17 protein-coding genes are annotated in these 16,281 nt (G+C 35.2%); 13 read left to right on the forward strand and 4 right to left on the reverse strand.

What is annotated here, in order from left to right; all coding sequences use genetic code 11:
• The first annotated feature begins 79 nt into the window (after positions 1 to 79).
• The 13 genes from G7050_RS15260 to G7050_RS15320 all read left to right on the forward strand — a co-directional run bounded on the left by G7050_RS15260 (position 80) and on the right by G7050_RS15320 (position 12,526).
• Positions 80 to 1,579, forward strand: coding sequence for an arylsulfatase (locus G7050_RS15260; protein WP_166116984.1), 1,500 nt, complete (start codon positions 80 to 82; stop codon positions 1,577 to 1,579).
• 154 nt (positions 1,580 to 1,733) lie between these two features.
• Positions 1,734 to 2,756 (forward strand): class 1 fructose-bisphosphatase, encoded by a 1,023-nt coding sequence (gene fbp, locus G7050_RS15265; protein ID WP_166116986.1) that lies wholly within the window; start codon positions 1,734 to 1,736, stop codon positions 2,754 to 2,756.
• A 289-nt stretch (positions 2,757 to 3,045) separates the two neighbouring features.
• Positions 3,046 to 4,239: a tryptophan synthase subunit beta gene (gene trpB / locus G7050_RS15270; RefSeq protein ID WP_166116988.1), complete on the forward strand. Its 1,194-nt coding sequence runs from the start codon at positions 3,046 to 3,048 to the stop codon at positions 4,237 to 4,239.
• The gene (locus tag G7050_RS15275) at positions 4,236 to 5,642 is read left to right on the forward strand and encodes an anthranilate synthase component I family protein (protein WP_166116990.1); all 1,407 of its coding nucleotides are present in this window, start codon (positions 4,236 to 4,238) and stop codon (positions 5,640 to 5,642) included. The genes trpB and G7050_RS15275 overlap by 4 nt, the downstream gene beginning before the upstream one ends.
• A 5-nt stretch (positions 5,643 to 5,647) precedes the next feature.
• Positions 5,648 to 6,214: an aminodeoxychorismate/anthranilate synthase component II gene (locus G7050_RS15280; protein ID WP_166116992.1), complete on the forward strand. Its 567-nt coding sequence runs from the start codon at positions 5,648 to 5,650 to the stop codon at positions 6,212 to 6,214.
• Between the two features lie 52 nt (positions 6,215 to 6,266).
• A complete protein-coding gene (locus G7050_RS15285) occupies positions 6,267 to 7,622 on the forward strand; it encodes a TrpB-like pyridoxal phosphate-dependent enzyme (RefSeq protein ID WP_166116994.1) in 1,356 nt (451 codons plus the stop codon).
• 5 nt (positions 7,623 to 7,627) lie between these two features.
• Positions 7,628 to 8,626, forward strand: coding sequence for an anthranilate phosphoribosyltransferase (gene trpD, locus G7050_RS15290; protein ID WP_166116996.1), 999 nt, complete (start codon positions 7,628 to 7,630; stop codon positions 8,624 to 8,626).
• 19 nt (positions 8,627 to 8,645) lie between these two features.
• Entirely contained in the window at positions 8,646 to 8,945 is a 300-nt protein-coding gene (locus G7050_RS15295; protein WP_185154938.1) for a chorismate mutase, read from the forward strand.
• Positions 8,938 to 9,729 (forward strand): bifunctional 2-polyprenyl-6-hydroxyphenol methylase/3-demethylubiquinol 3-O-methyltransferase UbiG, encoded by a 792-nt coding sequence (locus tag G7050_RS15300; RefSeq protein WP_166116999.1) that lies wholly within the window; start codon positions 8,938 to 8,940, stop codon positions 9,727 to 9,729. Before G7050_RS15295 ends, G7050_RS15300 begins: the two co-directional genes overlap by 8 nt.
• A gap of 14 nt (positions 9,730 to 9,743) precedes the next feature.
• On the forward strand, positions 9,744 to 10,529 hold the full coding sequence (gene trpC, locus G7050_RS15305) for an indole-3-glycerol phosphate synthase TrpC (RefSeq protein ID WP_166117001.1): 786 nt from the start codon (positions 9,744 to 9,746) through the stop codon (positions 10,527 to 10,529).
• Positions 10,526 to 11,155: a phosphoribosylanthranilate isomerase gene (locus G7050_RS15310; RefSeq protein ID WP_166117003.1), complete on the forward strand. Its 630-nt coding sequence runs from the start codon at positions 10,526 to 10,528 to the stop codon at positions 11,153 to 11,155. The genes trpC and G7050_RS15310 overlap by 4 nt, the downstream gene beginning before the upstream one ends.
• Positions 11,148 to 11,921, forward strand: a complete 774-nt coding sequence (trpA, locus tag G7050_RS15315; protein ID WP_166117005.1) for a tryptophan synthase subunit alpha — start codon at positions 11,148 to 11,150, stop codon at positions 11,919 to 11,921. The genes G7050_RS15310 and trpA overlap by 8 nt, the downstream gene beginning before the upstream one ends.
• Before the next feature lie 89 nt (positions 11,922 to 12,010).
• Positions 12,011 to 12,526, forward strand: coding sequence for a DUF4625 domain-containing protein (locus G7050_RS15320; protein WP_166117007.1), 516 nt, complete (start codon positions 12,011 to 12,013; stop codon positions 12,524 to 12,526).
• On the opposite strand, the gene G7050_RS15325 is transcribed toward G7050_RS15320, so the two are convergent.
• The 4 genes from G7050_RS15325 to G7050_RS15340 all read right to left on the reverse strand — a co-directional run bounded on the left by G7050_RS15325 (position 12,527) and on the right by G7050_RS15340 (position 16,222).
• Positions 12,527 to 13,636 (reverse strand): hypothetical protein, encoded by a 1,110-nt coding sequence (locus G7050_RS15325; RefSeq protein WP_255499176.1) that lies wholly within the window; start codon positions 13,634 to 13,636, stop codon positions 12,527 to 12,529.
• Between the two features lie 156 nt (positions 13,637 to 13,792).
• Complete coding sequence (gene proC, locus G7050_RS15330; protein ID WP_166117009.1) at positions 13,793 to 14,569, reverse strand: pyrroline-5-carboxylate reductase; 777 nt, start codon at positions 14,567 to 14,569, stop codon at positions 13,793 to 13,795.
• Positions 14,570 to 14,683: 114 nt separating this feature from the next.
• Positions 14,684 to 15,283, reverse strand: coding sequence for a YigZ family protein (locus G7050_RS15335; protein WP_166117011.1), 600 nt, complete (start codon positions 15,281 to 15,283; stop codon positions 14,684 to 14,686).
• Positions 15,284 to 15,289: 6 nt separating this feature from the next.
• Positions 15,290 to 16,222, reverse strand: a complete 933-nt coding sequence (locus G7050_RS15340; RefSeq protein WP_166117013.1) for an RluA family pseudouridine synthase — start codon at positions 16,220 to 16,222, stop codon at positions 15,290 to 15,292.
• Positions 16,223 to 16,281: the final 59 nt, after the last annotated feature.

A 16,281-nucleotide genomic window follows, 5' to 3' on the forward strand; every position in this document is an offset into this window, starting at 1 on the left:
TTCAGATTCTACCTTATTATTAATATCTTTGATTTATTATCAAGCCTTTTAGGGCTTAACCTTATATTGCTATTATCTTATGAAAACACTCAAACTAATCTCTTTTACATTAGTGGGCTTGATTGTTCCTACCAAGCATAAAGCCCAAGATCAGACAAGACCTCATATTATTTTAATTATGACCGATCAGCAGCGTTTTGATTGTGTCGGAGCTATGGGTAATCCTCACATTCAAACCCCTCATATGGATGGTCTAGCCGAAGATGGAGCCTTGTTTACGAATGGTTACTCGTCATTACCAAGTAGCACTCCTGCCAGAGCCAGTTTATTGACAGGTTATGCTCCTTGGAAACATGGTATGTTGGGATATTACAAAGTTGCTCCCAAATATCCTCACGAAATGCCTCAAATGCTACGTGATGCAGGTTATTTTACATTTGGTATCGGTAAGATGCACTGGACTCCGCAGCGTAACTTGCATGGTTTTCATGGAACTTTTTTGGATGAATCGGGTAGGGTGGAATCTCCTGATTTTGTGAGTGATTACCGTCAATGGTTCGCAATGGAAGCTCCGGGATTGAATCCAGACTCCACCGGAATCGGTTGGAATGCCCATCAGGGAAAAGAATATGCTTTAGAAGAACGACTGCACCCCACACAATGGACAGGAAATGAGGCTATACGCTTTATTGAAAACTATAATCAAAAGCAGCCGTTATTTCTGAAAATTTCTTTTGCCAGACCTCATAGTCCTTATGATCCTCCTAAGAAATATGCAGATATGTATCGTGATAAAGAAGTAACAGTACCTTATATTGGCGATTGGTGCCAATCTTTTTCAGATAGAAAGATGACTCCTGATGCAGCTTTTGGTGATTTTGGACTTGAACATGCTCTCGAATCACGCCGATATTATTATGGGGCAATTACATTTGTAGATGATCAAATAGGCAGAATTATTGACGCTTTAAAAGAAAAAGGTATTTATGATAATGCTCTGATTGTATTTATTTCGGATCATGGAGATATGTTGGGAGATCATTATCATTGGCGAAAAACATATGCTTATGAAGGCTCGTCACATATTCCGTTTATTGTAAAACCTCCTAAAAACATGTACTTGAAAAGCAATCAGCAAATAACTCAGGTTGTTGAACTAAGGGATATTCTACCTACATTTCTGGATGCTGCACATGTCGATAAACCACAGGAAATGGATGGGATGTCGGTTCTTCCTCTGATTAAAGATTCGAAAACGAAGTGGAGACCTTATATTGATTTGGAGCATGCTACTATTTATGAAAATGACAACTATTGGGCGGCTTTAACTGATGGTACAATGAAGTATATATGGTTCTTTCATACAGGAGAGGAACAATTATTCGATCTTCAAAAAGATAGGGGAGAAACAATAAATCTGTCTAAAAATAAAAAATATCAAAAAGAGTTAGAGCAATGGCGAAATCTAATGATTGGACACTTAAGCGAGAGAGGTGCCCCTTATATTAAAGACGGAAAATTGAATGTCTTTAAAGAAACTATCTTGACGAGTCCTAATTATCCGGTAAAAAATGAATAAATTATTGCTTTACTAAATGTAAGAATAGCTGCAAGTTATGACTGAATAAGCTATCAGATAGAATATTTACTATTCAATTCTTAGAACTATTTTCGTGCTAAAGCATTATATATAGTTAAACACTTGTTCATATAATTACAATATAAATAAGCACATGAAAAGTAATACCAGAAAAACCTTAGATGAGTTTATTATTGAAAGACAAGATGACTTTCAGTATTCAACAGGAGAATTATCACGTCTTCTTAATTCGATACTTCTTGCAGCCCGAGTGGTAAGCTATAAAGTGAGAAAAGCTGGATTAATAGACATAATAGGATCAGTGGGGACAACTAATATACAGGGAGAAGATCAGCAAAAACTCGATTTATATGCCCACAATGTATTCGTTGAAACGCTTGTTAACAGGGAAATTGTCTGTGGTATAGCATCCGAAGAGAACGATAACTTTATAACCATACAAGGGCTTGACCAATCACACAATAATAAGTATGTTGTACTTATGGATCCTCTGGATGGTTCTTCCAATATTGATGTAAATGTATCTGTTGGAACTATTTTTTCGGTTTACCATCGTATTTCACCGGTAGGTACACCTGTGACTATGGAAGATTTTCTACAACCGGGGGTAAATCAGGCTGCGGCAGGATATATCTTATATGGAACATCAACCATGATTGTATATACAACAGGACATGGTGTAAATGGGTTTACATTGAACTCGGCTATCGGCAGTTTCTATTTATCGCATCCTAATATGAAATGTCCCGAAGATGGCAGTGTATATTCGGTGAATGAGGGAAATTATGTTCATTTTCCACAAGGAATTAAGAATTATATAAAATACTGCCAGGAGGAAAAAGATAATCGCCCGTACACTTCCCGTTATATAGGAAGTTTGGTTTCCGATTGTCATCGTAATTTAATCAAAGGAGGTGTATATCTATATCCTTCAACGCTAAAAACACCTAAGGGTAAGTTACGTTTACTTTATGAATGTAACCCGATGGCATTTATTACCGAACAGGCAGGAGGAAGTGCCTCTGATGGAAAAAGACGTATTCTTGAATTGGAACCTACAGAACTTCATCAGCGTACTCCTTTCTATTGTGGCAGTAAAAATATGGTAAATAAGATCGAAGAATTTATTTCGAATACAGAGGAATTAGATAAGTAATTGCTTTAGTATTAAAATAATTAAAAGACCCAAAAAGTTATTTTTGAAAAAATGAAGAAAATTATTTGTTAATTCTATTTTTTTCATAACTTTGCAAATATCATAAAGAAATAAGAAATGAATTTTCAATTGACAAATACATATTGGTGGTGGAGCTTACAACTTAAAAAGTCGTGAGTCAGGTCAATACGTATTAATCAGTAGAAAATGATTATATAATAAATGAAAGCCTATCGTCCTCACGATAGGCTTTTTTTCGTGAAATAGGAAATAACAAAACAAATATATAATGGGAAAATTTAATGTTGATGCGAATGGATTTTATGGAGAGTTTGGAGGGGCTTATATTCCTGAAATTCTCTATGATAATGTAGAAAACTTAAAGAATGCATACTTACAAATACTGGATGATTCTACTTTTCAGAAAGAATACCATGATTTGCTGCGTGACTATGTAGGCAGACCTTCGCCTCTTTATTTAGCAAAAAGATTATCCGAAAAATACGGATGTAAAATATACTTGAAACGTGAAGATCTTAATCACACAGGTGCTCATAAAATAAACAATACTATTGGCCAGATAATTTTGGCTCGCAGAATGGGTAAAACCCGTATCATTGCAGAAACAGGAGCTGGACAGCATGGTGTTGCAACAGCCACCGTTTGTGCATTAATGGATATGGAGTGCATTGTATATATGGGTGCTACCGATGTAGAGCGTCAGAAATTGAATGTTCAGAAGATGGAAATGTTAGGGGCAAAAGTAGTACCTGTAACAAGCGGTAACATGACATTGAAAGATGCAACTAATGAGGCTATAAGGGATTGGTGTTGTAATCCTTCGGATACTTATTATATAATTGGTTCAACAGTGGGGCCACACCCATATCCCGATATGGTGGCACGCCTTCAATCGGTTATCAGTGAAGAAACACGCAAGCAACTACTTGAAAAAGAAGGACGGGAAACACCCGATTATGTAATAGCCTGTGTTGGTGGTGGTAGTAATGCTGCGGGCATGACTTATCACTTTCTGGATGATGCCAATGTTAAGATTGTATTGGCAGAAGCAGCCGGAAAAGGGGTAAATTCAGGAGAATCGGCTGCAACTATCCATCTTGGGAAATTAGGTATTATTCATGGCAGCAAAACTTTGATAATGCAATCGGAAGATGGTCAGATCGAAGAACCTTATTCAATATCAGCAGGTTTGGATTATCCCGGTATTGGGCCATTACATGCACATTTAGCTAAAACAGGACGATCGGAAGTATTGGCTGTTACCGATGAAGAAGCCATTGCTGCTGCATTTGAATTAACCGAACTCGAAGGGATTATTCCCGCTATAGAATCAGCTCACGCATTAGGAGTATTTGGTCAAAAGAAATTCAAGGCAGACGATGTTATTGTACTTTGCTTGTCGGGGCGTGGAGATAAGGATATGGAAACTTATGTACGAATTAAAGAAGAATCTAAAAAATGAAAATAAAGATACAAACTCAAACAAAAAAGCTTCTGGCTGATATGCAAACCCCTGTAGGCATATATTTGAAAATTAGAGATGTATATACAGAGTCGGCATTGCTCGAAAGTTCGGATTTCCATACCAATGACAATAGTTTTTCGTTTATAGCCGTAGATCCTATTGCCCGTTTTAAGGTGGAAAACAATCAGGTTATCAAGCAATACCCATCCGGCGAAATAGTTGAAAAGCCTTTACTAGAGTCAGATCAGCTTACATCTGTTTTTCAGGAATTTATACACGAATTTGATGTGAAAGGAGAGAATTCTACAGGCATGAATGGTTTCTTCGGATATACATCGTATGACGCAATTCATCATTTTGAAGATGTCGATTCTGAAAACTTTAAGTTAGACAATTCAGATGTTCCTGAATTTTATTATATCCTGTATCGTTTTATTATTGTTATCAATCATTTAAAAAATGAATTAACCATCGTAGAAAATGTGGTAGAAGGAGACACTTCTCGAACAGAAGAATTGGAAGCGATATTAATGAACAACAATATAGCAACTTACAATTTCGAAAGCATTGGCAATGAATGTTCTTATATAACAGACGAAGAACACATTGAAATGATAAAAAAAGGTATTGCACATTGTAAGCGTGGAGATGTCTTTCAGATTGTATTATCTCGTTGTTTCACTCAGAAATTTAAAGGAGATGAGTTCAATGTTTACAGAGCATTACGTTCTATAAACCCGTCACCTTATTTGTTTTTCTTCGATTTTGGTTCATTCCGGGTATTTGGTTCTTCTCCTGAAACACATTGTAAGATAAGTAAAGGAAAAGCATATATAGATCCTATTGCGGGAACTTACTTCCGGACAGGTGATGATGAAAAAGACCGTGTATTATCAGAAAATTTATTGAAAGACGAAAAAGAGAATGCAGAGCATGTAATGCTTGTTGATCTTGCCCGCAACGATTTGAGTCGTAATTGTCACGATGTGAAAGTTGATTTTTATAAGAATGTACAGTTTTACTCTCATGTAATTCACCTTGTATCTCGTGTGAGTGGAACTATAGATAAGGATATTGACAGCATCAAAGTATTTGCTGATACATTCCCTGCCGGAACTTTATCTGGAGCACCCAAAGTAAGAGCTATGCAATTGATTCGTGACATCGAGAAATCAATGCGTGGAGTTTATGGTGGTTGTATCGGATATATCGGTTTTAATGGAGATCTTAATCAGGCAATAACCATTCGTACATTCCTAAGCAAAAACAATACGCTTTATTATCAGGCGGGTGGGGGAATAGTTGCAAAATCTATTCCAGAAACTGAAGTGATGGAAGTGAAAAATAAACTCGGAGCTTTAAAAAAGGCTGTTGATTTTGCTGTAACAATAAAAAATTGAATTTTATGAAAATATTAATTTTTGACAATTACGATTCATTTACATATAATCTGGTTCATCTAGTAAAACAACTTGGATATACAGATGTAGATGTTGTTCGAAATGATAAAATAGCATTAGCCGATATAGCACAATACGATAAGATTATCTTATCACCCGGTCCGGGTATTCCATCCGAGGCAGGTTTATTATTGCCTTTAATAAAGGAATATGCTTCAACCAAACCTATCTTGGGAGTATGCTTAGGACATCAAGCGATAGGAGAAGCATTCGGTGCTAATCTGGTAAATCTGGAAGATGTATATCATGGTATTACAACGAATGCCAATATCGCTGCAGACGATTATATTTTGGAAGGTCTTGATAAAGAAATAGAAGTAGGTCGCTATCACTCATGGATTGTAGATTCAAAAAATCTTCCCGAATGTTTCATTGTAACTGCCTTAGATAATGACGGACAGATTATGGCTATGAAACATAAAGAATACGATGTGCATGGTGTACAGTTTCATCCCGAATCTGTATTAACCCCTCAAGGAGCAATAATCGTAAAGAATTTTTTATCAAAATAACTAGCATTCAATTTAAGCTAAAATCTAATATTATTTAAATAAGCAATTTGTTATGTCAAAGAAGATACTTTTAAGCGAAGATGAGATTCCAAAACAATGGTATAATATTGTAGCAGATATGGTAAACAAGCCTTTACCTCCATTGAATCCTGCTACAAAAGAGGTACTGAATGCCGAAGATTTAGAACCCATATTTGCCAAAGAACTTATCGAGCAGGAAATGTCTCAAGAGAGATGGATCGATATTCCGGAAGAAGTAAGAGAACTATATAAAATATGGAGACCAACTCCACTGGTGAGAGCAACAGGATTGGAAAAGGCTTTAGGTACGCCTGCTCATATCTATTTCAAGAACGAAAGTGTGAGCCCTATCGGATCTCATAAATTAAATTCTGCATTGCCTCAGGCATATTATAATAAGAAACAAGGGATCAAGCGTTTGACAACCGAAACGGGAGCCGGACAATGGGGAGCAGCATTAAGTTTTGCCTCGAGTGTATTCGGTCTGGATTTGGAAGTATATATGGTAAAGGTGAGCTATGAGCAAAAGCCATACAGACGGATGATGATGCAAACATGGGGTGCCAATGTAATAGCTTCGCCAAGTAATAAAACCGAATCAGGAAAAAGTGTACTAGCTAAAGACCCCAATAATTCGGGAAGTTTAGGTATTGCTATTTCGGAAGCGGTAGAAATGGCGGCCAAAGATCCCGATACCCGATATACCTTAGGTAGTGTTTTGAATCATGTTTCATTACACCAAACTGTAATTGGTCTGGAGAGCGAAAAGCAAATGGAAATCGCAGGAGAATATCCTGATATAGTTGTCGGATGTTTTGGTGGCGGTTCTAACTTTTCCGGAATAAGTTTTCCTTTTCTTCGTCATAAAATACTTGATGGAAAAGGTATTCGTATCATTGCATCTGAGCCTGCCTCATGTCCTAAATTATCGAGAGGTAAATTTGAGTATGACTTTGGTGATTCAGTTGGTTTAACTCCTCTTTTACCCATGTACACGCTTGGCCATGACTTTCAACCGGCTGATATACATGCTGGAGGATTGAGATATCATGGAGCAGGAACTATTGTTAGTCAATTACGCAAAGACGGATTGATAGAAGTTCAGGATATTCCTCAATTGGAAACATTCGAAGCTGGTAAACTATTCGCAAATACAGAAGGAATTATTCCTGCACCCGAATCAACACACGCTATTGCGACCGTAATACGTGAGGCTTTGAAAGCTAAAGAGGAAGGTGTCCAAAAAAACATACTATTTTGTTTGTCAGGACATGGTTTAATCGATATGACAGCTTACGATCAGTATTTAACAGGAAATATGTCGAATTACAAGCTGACAGATGAAGAAATCAGTAAAACGACAAAAACATTAGAAAAATTAGCCTAAAAACGATGAAACAAGTATTAAATAGATTATTCAATCACCAACAGTTGAGCCGTGTAGAATCGAAAGATATACTGACTCGCATATCGAACGGTGAATACAACCACTCTCAGATCGCTGCCTTTATTAGTGTTTATCTGATGCGCAGTATCAGTATAGATGAGTTTCTCGGTTTTACCGATGCACTGCTCGAATTGTGTGCGGATGTAACACCTTTGGCATCTTACAATCCGGTAGATATTGTAGGTACGGGAGGAGATAATAAGAACACATTCAATATATCGACCTTGTCATGTTTTACAGTGGCAGCGGCAGGATATAAGGTCGCTAAACATGGTAACTACGGGGCAACATCCGTTAGTGGTGCTTCAACCGTGATGGAACAGCACGGTGTGAAGTTTACAGCAGATGTAAGTAAGTTGGAGAAATCATTAGCTGAAATTAATATTGCTTATCTGCATGCTCCTTTATTCAACAATGCGTTGAAAGAAGTTGCACCTGTCCGTAAGGCTTTAGGAGTACGTACTTTCTTTAATATGTTGGGGCCTGTAGCTAATCCGATTCGTCCTAAGAGAAGCGTGCTAGGGGTATTCAATCTTAAAATGGCTCGTATGTATTATTATATGTATCAACAGACTGATGTTGATTATGCAATTGTACATGGTTTGGATGGTTACGATGAAATATCCTTAACCGGCGATTTTAAAGTAATAAACAGATATTCTGAAAGTATTTATTCACCGGAATTATTGGGATTTGAAAGATGTTCGGAACTTGATCTGGATGGTGGTAAAACCCCCGAAGACGCATCGGATATTTTTGATAACGTAATCAATAATACAGCAACAAAAGCACAGAAGAATGCAGTAATTGCCAATTCGGCAATAGCTATTCAAACGATTGACCCGACTCTTTCTATTGAAGAATGTATTGCACAAGCTACAGAAGCCATAGAAAGTGGTAGATTAAAATCGACCTTTAAACGATTCTTAGAGCTAAACAGTTAATCGGATAAAACGTCTCAATATGAAAGTAATTACTTGCCAATCTTTAGATGATGTTCGTGCAAATATTGATCGTATTGATCAAGAACTCATTCGACTGATCTCAGAAAGAAGTACCTTTGTTGATCAGGCTGCACAATTTAAGAAAACGGAATCGGAAGTTGAAGCCCCTAAACGGGTAGAGCAAGTAATAACTAAAGTTAGAGGTTTAGCTCAAAAAGAAAATCTTGATCCTGATATTGCAGAATCTATTTATAGAGAGATGATTAAAGCATTTATTCAGCAAGAAAAATCTAAATTAAAAGAATTAGAAGATGAGTAATTATATAGAAATAAATAAGAATGCTTGGAATTTAAAGACAGAGATACATATACAATCTGATTTTTATGAAAACGAAGCTTTTTTAAATGGAAAAAACTCATTAAAGGAGATCGAATTAAGTTTACTTGGTGATATTAAAGGAAAATCGATATTACATCTTCAATGCCATTTCGGTCAGGATAGTATCTCACTTAGTCGAATGGGAGCTAAGGTTACAGGTATTGATTTATCGGATAAAGCGATTGAGAAAGCTAAAGAATTTGCACAGCAAGCAAATGTAGATACTCAATTTATCTGTTGTAATATTTTTGATCTGCCTAATCATTTAGATAAACAATACGATATTATTTTTACTAGTTATGGCACTATCGGTTGGCTTCCCGATTTAGATAAATGGGCGGCAATTGTATCAAAATATCTTAAGTCCGGAGGCAAATTTATTTTTGTTGAATTTCATCCTTTTATTTGGATGTTTGATAATGATTTTAAAAAGATTGACTATAATTATTTTAATTCGGGAGAGATTGTAGAAGTAAACGAAGGTTCTTATGCGGATAGAAATGCAAACATCGAATATTCCACAGTTAACTGGAACCATAGTACAAGTGAGGTTTTAAATAGCTTGATTAAGCATAATATTGAAATCAATTCATTTGATGAGTATAATTACTCACCCTATAATTGCTTTAATCATACAATTAAAATTGATGTAGATAAGTATCAGATTGACGTGTTAGGAGATAAAGTGCCTATGACTTTTTCTATTGTTGGAACTAAGAAATAAATGAGATTAAGATTATGACTAATATTTTAGATAAAATAGTTGCTAATAAACGTATTGAGGTAGAGCAGCAAAAGAAAGAAGTTAGTATAGATCAATTGCTTAAACAAATAGCGAATGTTGATCGTAAGCAGGGATTATTTAAGCAATCTCTTATAAATTCTTCGACAGGAATAATTGCCGAATTTAAAAGACGCTCACCTTCTCGTGGTTGGATTTTCGAAAATGCAAAAATAGAAGAAGTAGTTCCTCTGTACTCAAATGGAGGTGCAAGTGCCATTTCTGTTCTAACCGATACAGAATTCTTTGGAGGTACTTTTGCAGATCTTACTTTGGCTAGTTCCTTAACTCAGACTCCTCTGCTTCGCAAAGATTTTATGGTAGATGAATATCAGTTTTATCAGGCTGCTGCAATGGAAGCCAGTGCCGTATTATTGATTGCGTCATCGCTTACTATTCAAGAGACTAAGCAATTTGCTACAAAAGCAAAAGAATTGGGCTTAGATGTTTTGCTTGAGGTTCATAATGAAAAAGAACTCGGACACATCAATGAATATGTAGATGTTGTGGGCGTAAATAATCGCAATCTGGGAACATTTGTTACAGATATACAGGCTTCATTTGATTTAGTTGATAAAATACCTGATGAATTTGTAAAGATATCAGAAAGTGGAATTTCCTCACCTCAAACAGTGATTGATCTTCGGCAAGTAGGATATAGAGGCTTCTTAATGGGTGAGAATTTTATGAAAACTGATAATCCGGGGAAAGCTTTGGCTAATTTCATTCAAGAGTTGTCATGAAGATTAAAGTTTGCGGGATGAAAAATCCTGAGAATATTCAGGCTTTAGCTCAATTGCCTATTGATTATATGGGGTTGATATTTTATCCAAAATCGCCTCGATATATTCAAGATTTGGAATCTTCGCTATTAGATATTTTACCCAATACAATAAGTAGGGTAGGTGTTTTCGTGAATGAAGATATTTCATCACTTTTAAGGCTGATTGAAAAGTATAAACTATCAGTAGTACAGTTACATGGGAATGAGTCTCTAGAGTACTGCTCGAATATAAAGAATAAGTATCCGAAACTTATTATAATTAAAGCTTTTAATGTTTCTGAATCTTCAGACTTCATTAAAATGGATCAGTATGTTGATGTTTGTGACTACTTTCTTTTTGATACAAAAACGTCTCAGCATGGAGGTTCTGGCTTAAAATTTGATTGGAATATTCTTGATGAATATATGGGAAATACTCCCTTCTTTTTAAGTGGAGGTATTTCAGCAGAAGATGTAGAAGCTATCCGGAAAATATCTCATCCTAAACTATATGCTCTGGATCTGAATAGTAAATTCGAATTAGAACCGGGCTTGAAAAATATAACACTATTAGAACAATTTATAAATCAATTGAAAAATGAATAGAATAAAACAACTTTTCGAAACGAAGCAAAAGGATATACTATCTATATATTTTACAGCAGGTTTCCCTAACATAGATGATACTGTTGATGTCATAAAAGAGTTGGAAGCAAATGGTATAGACTTAATCGAAATAGGTATTCCTTTTTCGGATCCGATGGCCGACGGTCCTACTATACAAGCCAGCGGTACTGTAGCTTTACAAAATGGTATGACTTTATCAAAGCTATTCGAACAATTAACAGATATACGTAAAGAGGTATCTATTCCACTTATATTGATGGGATATTTGAATCCGATTATGCAGTATGGTTTCGAGAATTTCTGTAAGAAATGTCAAGAAGTTGGTATTGATGGAACTATTATTCCCGATCTGCCATTCAATGATTACATCAAAGAATACAAACCGATTGCTGATAAATATAATGTGAAGGTAGTCATGCTAATTACTCCTGAGACTTCTGATGAACGAATTCGTTTCATAGACGAGCATACGGATGGCTTTATCTATATGGTATCATCCGCAGCTACAACAGGCGCTCAGAAAAGTTTTGATGATCAGAAACAGGCTTATTTCAAGAGAATAAATGCTATGAATCTCAGAAACCCTCGTCTGATAGGGTTCGGTATATCAAACAAAGCCACTTTAGATGCTGCTCAGGCAAATGCCAGTGGTGCAATCATTGGTAGTAAATTTATTACTTTGTTACAAGAGGCTAAAAATATAAAAGAAGCTGTTGCGGATTTAAAGTCAAGCTTAGAGAAGTAAGCTAATAGTTTCTCTTTTTCTCTTTATTTATGGATTACAGGATGAATGAAAATCTTTATCTTTGGGTAGTCCTAACAAACAGAAATTTAATGGTTCGAAATATATCTTTTATTCTTATTATAAGCTTATTTATAGGTACGAGTGTCTTTTTCTCTTGCACAAAGATCGATGATGGCGATCACACACCTCCCACCATAGAGGTATTTTCACCTGTGGCAGGTGATACTTTATATGTATATAGAGAAACAGATACAGTATTTCCAATATTTAATGCACGATTTACAGACGATACTGCATTATCATCTTATACCTTCAGAATAAGACACGCAAAAGATAGTATTAAGCTGGCACCGGGAGATACTACTGCATATTTTTATAGAAATTATCAAAGTGTATCGATATTCGATACTACCCAGATAACAATTTCTCAGATATTTAGAATTGATTCTCTGATGACTGTTACCATAGATGGGACTTCAAAAACTGTTCCGATATGGGAAGGTGTATATCAGTTAGATGCATCTGTCGTGGATATGCAAGGAAATGTAGCTAAGTTCGATTCTATTCCTGTTTTTATAAAATACCGAAGCAGTAAAAAGAAGTAATTAACTATTGTTGATTAAAACATAAGCCCTGTATTTAGTTGTTTCATTTACAGGACATAGTGATAAATATCCTGATTTTATTCTTCCATCCGAAAATAAAACAGGATATTTCTTTTTCATTTCAATGTGCCTGACTTCTTGTTCTCCTTCAATAGAGCTAAAGTCTGTAAAAAAAGTACCTTCAGCACCTGTTTCCAAATAATTTTCACTAAACCGAAGAGCCAGTAACCCCATATTGTCTCTTACATTGATCTCTACACAAGGATGCAATTTATATTCTTCATTTTCTTGATAAATCATCATATCAACACCTATACAGCCGGAGTAAAACTTACCAAATTTCTCTTGGATAATCTTTGATAGCTGTCTTTTTACTTCCTCCAGAAGAGTATAATCAATAAAACTATTGACCTTTTCTACTAAGTTTCTTTGTGAACCAATATAATTGCCTAGATATGCACCTTTGTTATTTGTTTCGAATAAAGAATATCCTTCAAAGCGAATATTATTATCTTCTAAAATAAATTCCATAGCAAAATCAAGCTTCTTATTGAGAACTTTCTCTATAGAAACAATCTTTTGTTTATTTAGAATTCCTTGTAAAATCTGGCGTTCAGTCTGTGTTAACTCACCTATAGGTAACCATAATAACCCTCTTCCCGAAGAAGAGTAGGGGGCTTTAGCTAAAAATTGATATTGTTTTTCTTGAACAAGACTTTCGATCTCATTCAATGTTGTGTAAAAGTAGGGAATGATATCTGGTGAAATAGCTGAAATTCTACTACACAGATCGGTTAAGCATTCTTTGGCAGTTTCTCTACTTGACAATTGTCTTAATTCATCTTTCCATTCAGGCAGTTTAAATTCTAAATGATATTTATCACCCAACTTCTCAAAATAGTTAATAGATTGCGGAGAGATGCCCCATAAATGCACCTCTTCTAAAGACCTATTCAAATTATTTTCAGTAAATCCTTGTGCAATAGGTCGTAAATTTTTGGATAAGTATTTCTTAAACTTAAGTGGTAATTCAGCTTGTAACAATACAAAATCAATTGGCTTTGCATACCAAGCAGGCAAGTATGCTAAATCGTTTTGCAGATTTACCATATTAGCAGGCGGCGTATAATAAGGCGATGAACTTAATATTGCACCCTCATGTCCGGGATTGAAATAATATAACTTCCTTTTAATTGATGTATCCACCGATTTCAATTATCGCGTTTTATATTTCTCTGTTTCTTTAAGAATTTCTCAATCCCTCTTCTACTTGACATAGCTGGCTTTTAATCCCTTAATGACTGCAGTCGTAAATCCTGCGTTTTCCATTTCATTTAATCCTTTAATCGTTATTCCTCCAGGTGTGGTAACCTTATCTATCTCAACTTCGGGATGACTGTTGTTAGCTTCCAGTAAGTTTGCTGCCCCTCTGAGTGTTTGAATAATGGCTTCTTTGGCTTGATCGGATTTTAATCCCATTTCGATTCCACCTTCCATTGCTGCACGTATGTACCTGAAAGCAAAAGCTATTCCGCATGAAGCAAGTGAGGTTGCAGCAGCAAATAATTTTTCGTCAATAAACTCGGCCTTTCCTAGTTCACTAAATATTCTGAGGATTAGTTCATCTTTTTCTTTTGTAGTATTATGTGATGCAACAAAACTCATACTCTCTTTTATTGCAATGGCTGTATTTGGCATGACTCTGTATATAGCAGAATCCGGAATAATCCACTCCGAAAGTTGATTTAGTGAAATACCACCTGCAATAGATATAATAATTTGCTTTGAGTTAAACGATTTTGCATGTTTAGCTAATACCTCTTCAATAAACCAAGGCTTAACAGCTAAAACTATTATATCGGCCTCAGATAATGATGAATAATCATTAATTACTCCGTTAATATTAGCCTTTGCAAGAGCATCGATATTTTTTTGATTACGATCTATAACTGTAATATTTTGTGGGGCAAATATAGTTCCAGATGCTAATCCCGAAGCAATAGCTCCTCCCATATTACCACCACCTATAATTGATATTTTCATAACTGATATATTTATAAGTTTAATTAAGTAAAAGAAAATATTTAATAATACATTTAAAGAACATAACTATCTATGATGATTTTGCTTACCAAAAGAATAAATAGTTCTGTAAAATTAATCTGTTTGTGGGAAATGTAAACTCTCGACTTTTTCTAATCTGGATATGAGTTGGTCGTATAATCCCTTACGTATTTTTAATGTCATGAAACAATCTGTATCATATTGCTGATTTAAAATTGCAGGTTCTAAGTCTTTTACAATTTTCATTACATCATTCATAAAAGGATATTCGAACTGAAAACTGATCTCCAAATCTACAGTTTTTTCTATAATTTCGGCATTGGCTATAGCTTCAATAGCGGCCTCTTTATAGGCAACAATTAATCCGCTAGTACCTAGTTTAACTCCTCCAAAATAACGAATCACAACGATGAGTATATTAGTTAATTCATTCGAATTTATTTGTCCTAATATAGGCTTACCTGCTGTTCCCGAAGGCTCTCCGTCATCGTTTGATCTAAATTCATCTCTTCCGGAACCAAGCATGTATGCCCAACAAACATGTCGGGCATCATAATATTCTTTTCGGTATTTTTCAACTTCGATTTTTACATCTTCTACAGTTTGAACAGGAATCGCAAAGGATATAAATTTACTTTTTTTCTCAGTAAATAATCCTTTGGAAGTTTCTTTCACTGTTTTGAATGTATCCATTTACTCTTACTCCTCCGAAACTTCTTTCTTTTTAGGTTGAATAGCATCGACCATTACTTGCATTTTTTTAGGCAGTGGCGATGATAATTGTATTTTTTCTTTTGTTCTGGGATGCGTAAACTCTAACTCATCGGCATGTAAAGCTATCCGACGTAATGGGCTTATTTTCGAGCCGTATTTTTTATCACCAACAATAGGATGACCTATAAATTGCAATTGAACTCGCAACTGATTTTTACGGGAAGTAGTAGGAGTTAGTCTGATAACCGAATATCTACTATTTGATTTGATTGTTTCGTATTCGGTAATAGCCTCCAAACCTCCATTGTCTGTTTTAGATGCAAATACTACAAAATTCTTATTCTCTGTTAACCAATGAGTAATCGTACCCTTTGCCGGAACTAAAGGTCCTTCTATTACACCCAGATAAGAACGTTTGGGTGGATGTAATATCCATTCGTGCTGTAAGTCTTCTTGTATTTCAGGATTTTTGGCAAAAACCATTAAACCGGATGTTTCTCTATCCAAGCGAAATAATACATAAGCTTTCTCTTTTGCATTTTTCCCTTTTACATAATCATTTATAATATTATACGCTGTTTCTTTTAACAGTTCTTTTCCTGTTGAAACAGATAATAGCCCGGATTCTTTATCTACAACCAGAAGATCCTTATCTTCATATATAACAGTAAGTCCTTTCAGTTTCTTTTGTTCAAGCTTATGATCTTGTTTATGTATTGAAACTGTATCTCCCGGCTTTAATTCATGATTATGTTGTGATACGACCTTGTTGTTTACCTTGATTTGTTTGTGAACCAATAGTGACTTAGTCGCATTTCTACTTTTTCTTACATTTTTTTCCACTAAGAAATTCAGTAACTCGGCATTCTCGGTTACTTTTATTTCTGATAACAGTGTATTCTTAGGCTTTTCTTTCATATATTTTTTATTCTGTTACAAAGGTATGATTTTTTATAGAGTTTTGTATTTGTATACCT

This window comes from Dysgonomonas sp. HDW5A (assembly GCF_011299555.1).
Classification (GTDB): Bacteria; Bacteroidota; Bacteroidia; order Bacteroidales; family Dysgonomonadaceae; genus Dysgonomonas_A.

Excerpts from the sequence above, each read along its gene's own strand:
- G7050_RS15310 (WP_166117003.1), top strand. The coding sequence starts at position 10,526 with ATGAAGATTAAAGTTTGCGGGATGAAAAATCCTGAGAATATTCAGGCT.
- trpA (WP_166117005.1), top strand. The coding sequence starts at position 11,148 with ATGAATAGAATAAAACAACTTTTCGAAACGAAGCAAAAGGATATACTA.
- G7050_RS15325 (WP_255499176.1), bottom strand. The coding sequence starts at position 13,636 with ATGGTAAATCTGCAAAACGATTTAGCATACTTGCCTGCTTGGTATGCA.
- fbp (WP_166116986.1), top strand. The coding sequence starts at position 1,734 with ATGAAAAGTAATACCAGAAAAACCTTAGATGAGTTTATTATTGAAAGA.
- G7050_RS15260 (WP_166116984.1), top strand. The coding sequence starts at position 80 with ATGAAAACACTCAAACTAATCTCTTTTACATTAGTGGGCTTGATTGTT.
- trpB (WP_166116988.1), top strand. The coding sequence starts at position 3,046 with ATGGGAAAATTTAATGTTGATGCGAATGGATTTTATGGAGAGTTTGGA.
- G7050_RS15320 (WP_166117007.1), top strand. The coding sequence starts at position 12,011 with ATGGTTCGAAATATATCTTTTATTCTTATTATAAGCTTATTTATAGGT.
- G7050_RS15340 (WP_166117013.1), bottom strand. The coding sequence starts at position 16,222 with ATGAAAGAAAAGCCTAAGAATACACTGTTATCAGAAATAAAAGTAACC.
- G7050_RS15300 (WP_166116999.1), top strand. The coding sequence starts at position 8,938 with ATGAGTAATTATATAGAAATAAATAAGAATGCTTGGAATTTAAAGACA.
- proC (WP_166117009.1), bottom strand. The coding sequence starts at position 14,569 with ATGAAAATATCAATTATAGGTGGTGGTAATATGGGAGGAGCTATTGCT.
- trpC (WP_166117001.1), top strand. The coding sequence starts at position 9,744 with ATGACTAATATTTTAGATAAAATAGTTGCTAATAAACGTATTGAGGTA.
- G7050_RS15285 (WP_166116994.1), top strand. The coding sequence starts at position 6,267 with ATGTCAAAGAAGATACTTTTAAGCGAAGATGAGATTCCAAAACAATGG.
- trpD (WP_166116996.1), top strand. The coding sequence starts at position 7,628 with ATGAAACAAGTATTAAATAGATTATTCAATCACCAACAGTTGAGCCGT.
- G7050_RS15295 (WP_185154938.1), top strand. The coding sequence starts at position 8,646 with ATGAAAGTAATTACTTGCCAATCTTTAGATGATGTTCGTGCAAATATT.
- G7050_RS15280 (WP_166116992.1), top strand. The coding sequence starts at position 5,648 with ATGAAAATATTAATTTTTGACAATTACGATTCATTTACATATAATCTG.
- G7050_RS15335 (WP_166117011.1), bottom strand. The coding sequence starts at position 15,283 with ATGGATACATTCAAAACAGTGAAAGAAACTTCCAAAGGATTATTTACT.
- G7050_RS15275 (WP_166116990.1), top strand. The coding sequence starts at position 4,236 with ATGAAAATAAAGATACAAACTCAAACAAAAAAGCTTCTGGCTGATATG.